General features: G+C 37.7%; 1 protein-coding gene. It reads left to right on the top strand.

The window, feature by feature from the left end; genetic code table 11:
* Positions 1 to 236 (top strand): hypothetical protein (locus ACTHSX_RS10870; RefSeq protein ID WP_440379690.1); only part of this gene is annotated, 236 nt, incomplete at both ends.

The following is a 236-nucleotide window of genomic DNA, read 5'->3' on the forward strand; positions in this document are numbered from 1 at the left end:
CTTTAAAAATATCGGCGGTACCATTAATATGGGTGCGGGTAATGATATTCTTGAAGGACGTAATACAGATAATCCGTTCTTCTACTTATCACAACACGCGAGAGTCGATATGGGTACAGGCGATGATATTGTAAGAACAGCTAATACCTTAAATACCAGAGCATCTATTGATGGTGGAGATGGTTTTGATACGCTTCAATTTATCAATAATGATGGTAAAGCATTCAGTTCGACAT

Source organism: Neisseria sp. P0014.S002, assembly GCF_051958295.1.
Lineage (GTDB): Bacteria > Pseudomonadota > Gammaproteobacteria > Burkholderiales > Neisseriaceae > Neisseria > Neisseria flavescens_B.